This is a genomic window from Streptomyces nanshensis (assembly GCF_001751255.1).
Lineage (GTDB): Bacteria > Actinomycetota > Actinomycetes > Streptomycetales > Streptomycetaceae > Streptomyces > Streptomyces nanshensis_A.
Genome location: NZ_LJGW01000100.1, coordinates 1 through 5472, shown reverse-complemented (window position 1 = coordinate 5472; position 5472 = coordinate 1). Strand labels below are relative to the sequence as shown.

4 protein-coding genes are annotated in these 5472 nt (G+C 71.6%); all 4 read left to right on the top strand.

Annotated elements, in window-relative coordinates; genetic code table 11:
- Window positions 1-291: 291 nt before the first annotated feature.
- Window positions 292-951, top strand: a complete 660-nt coding sequence (locus AN218_RS05245; RefSeq protein WP_275936955.1) for a response regulator transcription factor — start codon at window positions 292-294, stop codon at window positions 949-951.
- 214 nt (window positions 952-1165) lie between these two features.
- On the top strand, window positions 1166-3169 hold the full coding sequence (locus AN218_RS05240) for a 2-oxoacid:acceptor oxidoreductase subunit alpha (RefSeq protein ID WP_070015438.1): 2004 nt from the start codon (window positions 1166-1168) through the stop codon (window positions 3167-3169).
- A complete protein-coding gene (locus tag AN218_RS05235) occupies window positions 3162-4265 on the top strand; it encodes a 2-oxoacid:ferredoxin oxidoreductase subunit beta (RefSeq protein ID WP_070015437.1) in 1104 nt (367 codons plus the stop codon). The genes AN218_RS05240 and AN218_RS05235 overlap by 8 nt, the downstream gene beginning before the upstream one ends.
- A gap of 245 nt (window positions 4266-4510) precedes the next feature.
- Window positions 4511-5472: EamA family transporter RarD (gene rarD, locus AN218_RS05230; protein ID WP_070015436.1), on the top strand; the 962-nt coding region annotated here is incomplete at its 3' end.

Genomic DNA, 5472 nt, shown 5'->3' with positions numbered 1-5472 from the left:
GGACCCACCACCATCACCGCCCAACTCCCCTGGCGGGTCTGAGAGTCGGCCACTGCGCCGCGGACCGTCCGCCGTCCGCTCCCCTCTCCCCCTCCTCCCCGGCAACCCACCGCCCGTCCGCGGCGTCCCCCCACCCGGCGCCCGGCGGTCTGGAATGCTGAGCGCGGCGCAGGCGTCGTACGGAGTGGTCCACAGGGGAAGACCAGGGGGGTCCGGAACATGACGGAGGGCGTGGCCGAGAGCGTGGCGGAGGGCATGGCGGAAGGCACGGCGGAGGACGCGGAGAACACGGTGCGGGTCGTCATCGCCGAGGATTCGGTGCTGCTGCGCGAGGGCCTCACACGGCTGCTGACCGACCGCGGCCACGAGGTCGTCGCGGGCGTGGGCGACGGCGACGCCCTGGTCAAGACGGTCGCCGACCTCGCCGCGGCCGGTTCGCCGCCCGACGTCGTCGTCGCCGACGTACGGATGCCGCCGACCCACACCGACGAGGGCGTACGGGCGGCCATCGCCCTGCGCGCGGCGCACGCGGACCTGGGCGTGCTGGTGCTGTCCCAGTACGTGGAGGAGCAGTACGCCACGGAGCTGCTGGCCGGATCCAGCAGCGGCGTCGGCTATCTGCTGAAGGACCGGGTGGCCGAGGTGCGCGAGTTCGTGGACGCCGTGGTCCGCGTCGCCGGCGGAGGCACGGCCCTCGACCCCGAGGTGGTCGCCCAGCTCCTGGGCCGCAGCCGCAAGCAGGACGTCCTGGCGGCGCTGACGCCGCGCGAGCGGGAGGTGCTGGGGCTGATGGCGGAGGGCCGGACGAACTCCGCGATCGCACAGCAGCTCGTCGTCAGCCACGGAGCCGTCGAGAAGCACGTGAGCAACATCTTCATGAAGCTGGGCCTGTCGCAGAGTGACGCTGATCACCGCCGCGTGCTGGCCGTCCTGACCTACCTCCGCTCCTGAGCGCGGCGGCCCCGGTGCGGCGGAGGCGGAAGGCGGCGGCCCGAGCAGGCGTGAACGGTCCGGAGCGACTCCGGAGGGCGCCGTCGGACGGTCCGCGCGCACCGCCCGTACGGCGTCTCAGCGCCTGGTCCGCGATGTGGTCGATCCAGGGAAGGCAACCCTTACCGACGTACGATGGCTGGCGAGCAGCCGCCTCGAGGAGGTCCGAATCACCGTGACCAACCAGGTCAACAGCCCAGCCGGGCAGCGCCCGGGCCCCGACGCCGAGGAGCCCGCGGCGGACGGGCCGCACGCGACGAACGGAGCGAACGGCACCGGGGCCGGGACCGGTCCGGACGGCGCCCACGGCGGGGCCGCCGCCAAGGAGGTACGGCGACTGGACCGGGTGATCATCCGCTTCGCGGGCGACTCCGGCGACGGCATGCAGCTCACCGGCGACCGCTTCACCTCCGAGACGGCCTCGTTCGGCAACGACCTCTCGACGCTGCCGAACTTCCCCGCGGAGATCCGCGCCCCCGCGGGCACGCTCCCCGGCGTCTCCTCCTTCCAGTTGCACTTCGCCGACCACGACATCCTCACGCCCGGCGACGCCCCCAACGTGCTCGTCGCGATGAACCCGGCGGCCCTGAAGGCGAACATCGCGGACGTGCCGCGCGGCGCGGAGATCATCGTCAACACCGACGAGTTCACCAAGCGCGCGATGGCCAAGGTCGGTTACGACGTGAGCCCGCTGGAGGACGGCTCGCTCGACGGCTACCGGGTGCACCAGGTGCCGCTGACCACCCTCACCGTGGAGGCCCTCAAGGAGTTCGACGTCGGCCGCAAGGACGCGGGCCGCTCGAAGAACATGTTCGCCCTGGGCCTGCTGTCGTGGATGTACAACCGCCCGACCGAGCAGACCGAGCACTTCCTGCGCACCAAGTTCGCCAGGAAGCCGCAGGTCGCCCAGGCGAACATCGCGGCGTACCGGGCCGGCTGGAACTTCGGCGAGACCACCGAGGACTTCGCCGTCTCCTACGAGGTCTCGCCCGCCACGGCCGCCTTCCCGCCCGGTACGTACCGGAACATCTCGGGCAATCTGGCCCTCGCGTACGGGCTGATCGCGGCCTCGCACCAGTCCCGGCTGCCGCTCTTCCTCGGCTCGTACCCGATCACCCCCGCCTCGGACGTGCTCCACGAGCTGTCCCGGCACAAGAACTTCGGGGTGCGCACCTTCCAGGCCGAGGACGAGATCGCCGGCATCGGCGCCGCCCTGGGCGCGGCCTTCGGCGGTGCGCTCGGCGTGACGACGACCTCCGGTCCCGGTGTGGCGCTGAAGTCGGAGACGATCGGGCTCGCCGTCTCACTCGAACTGCCGCTGCTGATCGTCGACATCCAGCGCGGCGGCCCCTCCACCGGGCTGCCCACCAAGACCGAGCAGGCGGACCTGCTGCAGGCCATGTACGGACGCAACGGCGAGGCGCCGGTGCCGATCGTCGCGCCGTCCACGCCCGCCGACTGCTTCGCCGCCGCCATCGAGGCGTCCCGCATCGCGCTGACGTACCGCACGCCCGTCTTCCTGCTCTCCGACGGCTATCTCGCCAACGGCTCCGAGCCCTGGCGCGTACCGGAGACGGACGAACTCCCGGATCTGCGCGTGCAGTTCGCCGAGGTGGCCAACCACCGGCTCGACGACGGCACCGAGGCGTTCTGGCCGTACAAGCGCGATCCGCAGACCCTGGCGCGGCCCTGGGCCGTCCCGGGCACGCCCGGTCTCGAACACCGCATCGGCGGCATCGAGAAGCAGGACGGCACCGGCAACATCTCCTACGACCCGGCCAACCACGACCTGATGGTGCGTACGCGGCAGGCCAAGGTCGACGGCGTCGACGTCCCCGACATCGATGCCGACGACCCGGGCGGCCGTGCCAGGACGCTGGTGCTGGGCTGGGGTTCGACGTACGGACCCATCACCGCCGCGGTGCGACGGCTGCGCCGCGACGGGCAGCACATCGCCCAGGCCCATCTGCGCCACCTCAACCCGTTTCCGGCCAACCTCGGCGCGGTGCTGCGCAGTTACGAGCGCGTGATCATCCCCGAGATGAACCTCGGGCAGCTCGCCACGCTCGTACGCGCCCGGTACCTCGTCGACGCACACTCCTACACCCAGGTCAACGGCATGCCGTTCAAGGCCGAGCAGCTCGCGACCGCACTGAGGGAGGCATCCACCGATGACTGAGACCACGGGGACGCCGCCGCACGCGCACGGGACCCGCGAGGCGCTCTCGCTGGTGCCCAAGGCCCAGGCGGCGCAGAGCATGAAGGACTTCAAGTCCGACCAGGAAGTGCGCTGGTGCCCGGGCTGCGGCGACTACGCGGTGCTGGCGGCCGTGCAGGGCTTCATGCCCCAACTCGGCCTGGCCAAGGAGAACATCGTCTTCGTCTCGGGCATCGGCTGCTCGTCCCGCTTCCCGTACTACATGAACACCTACGGGATGCACTCCATCCACGGCCGTGCCCCGGCCATCGCCACCGGGCTGGCGAGCACGCGGCGCGATCTGTCGGTGTGGGTCGTCACGGGCGACGGCGACGCGCTGTCCATCGGCGGCAACCACCTCATCCACGCGCTGCGCCGCAACGTGAACTTGAAGATCCTGCTGTTCAACAACCGCATCTACGGGCTCACCAAGGGCCAGTACAGCCCCACGTCCGAGACCGGGAAGATCACGAAGTCCACGCCGATGGGCTCCCTCGACTCCCCGTTCAACCCGGTCTCGCTGGCGCTGGGCGCGGAGGCGTCCTTCGTGGCCCGTACGGTCGACTCGGACCGCAAGCACCTCACGAGCACGTTGCAGGCCGCGGCCGACCACCACGGCACGGCGCTCGTGGAGATCTACCAGAACTGCAACATCTTCAACGACGGTGCCTTCGAGGCCCTCAAGGACAAGCAGCAGGCGCAGGAGGCCGTGATCCGCGTCGAGCACGGCGAGCCGATCCGCTTCGGCACCCCCGGCGAGGACGGCCTCGGCTCGAAGGGCGTCGTACGCGACCCGGCCACGGGCGATCTGCGCGTCGTCGACGTCGCGGAGGAGGGCACGGACGGCGTCCTCGTGCACGACGCACACGCCGAGTCGCCGACGACGGCCTTCGCGCTCTCCCGGCTGGCCGACCCGGAGACGCTGCACCGTACGCCGATCGGTGTGCTGCGGGACGTCCGACGGCCCGTCTACGACGCGGACATGGGCACCCAGATCGAGGCCGCCGTCGAGCGCCACGGCGAGGGCGACCTCGGCGCGCTCCTCGCGGGCAACGACACCTGGACGGTCGCGGGCTGACGAGTTCGCGGGCTGACGTGCCGGTGCGCCGACTGAGCGCGCGCACACGGGAGTTCGGGCAGGCGGCCCCGCCGGGAACGGTTCCGGCGGGGCCGCCGCACGTCCGGGGAGCACCGGGCGCCGCCAGCACCGCCAGCACCGCCAGCGCCGTCAGTACCGTCATGTGAAACGCAGATGACAGCCCCCTCGCGGCGGCGTTACCGTCAACCCGGATCAACCCGCTCTCACCCGGAGGAGGAAGGTTCGTGCCATCTGCGACCGACCAGCGGACGGGCCTCCTCTACGGGGTCGCCGCGTACGGCCTCTGGGGCGTCCTCCCCCTCTACTGGCATCTGCTGGAGTCCACCGACCCCGGCGAGGTCCTCGCCCAGCGGATGGTGTGGTCCCTGCCGACGGCGATCGTCCTGCTGGCGGTGCTGCGCCGCTGGTCGTGGATCCGGCCGCTGCTGCGGCAGCCGAAGCGGCTCGGCCTGGTCGCCGTCGCCGCGGCGGCGATCTCCCTCAACTGGGGCCTGTTCATCTGGTCGGTGAGCGTCGGCAAGGTCCTGGAGTCCTCGCTCGGCTACTTCATCAACCCGCTGGTCTCCATCGCCTTCGGTGTGCTGCTGCTGCGCGAACGGCTGCGTCCCGCGCAGTGGGCGGCCGTGGGCATCGGCGCGACGGCGGTGGCCGTACTGAGCGTCGGGTACGGACAGGTGCCGTGGCTCTCGATCGGGCTCGCGCTGTGCTTCGCGGTCTACGGACTGGTCAAGAAGCGCATCCTGCTGGACGGCGTCGACAGCTTCAGCGCGGAGACCGCCGTGCAGTTCCTGCCCGCGATGGGCTTCCTGATTTATCTGAGCGCCACCGGCGAGGGCACCTTCACCACCGGCGGCGTCGGCCACGCCCTGCTGCTCGCCGTCTCGGGCGTCGTGACGGCCGTACCGCTGATCTTCTTCGGGAGCGCGGCCGTACGGCTGCCGCTCTCGACCGTCGGACTGCTCCAATACCTGGCGCCGGCGCTGATGTTCGTCCTCGGGCTGTTCGCCTTCCACGAGGAGATGCCGCCGGAGCGCTGGGCGGGCTTCGCGCTGGTGTGGGCCGCGCTGTGCGTGCTGACGTGGGACGCGCTGCGGACGCGGCGCCGCGGACGCGAGGAGCTGCGCAGGGCGGCGGCACGCGCCGCGGAGGCGGGCACCGCGGACGTGACGGGCACCGCGGACGTGAC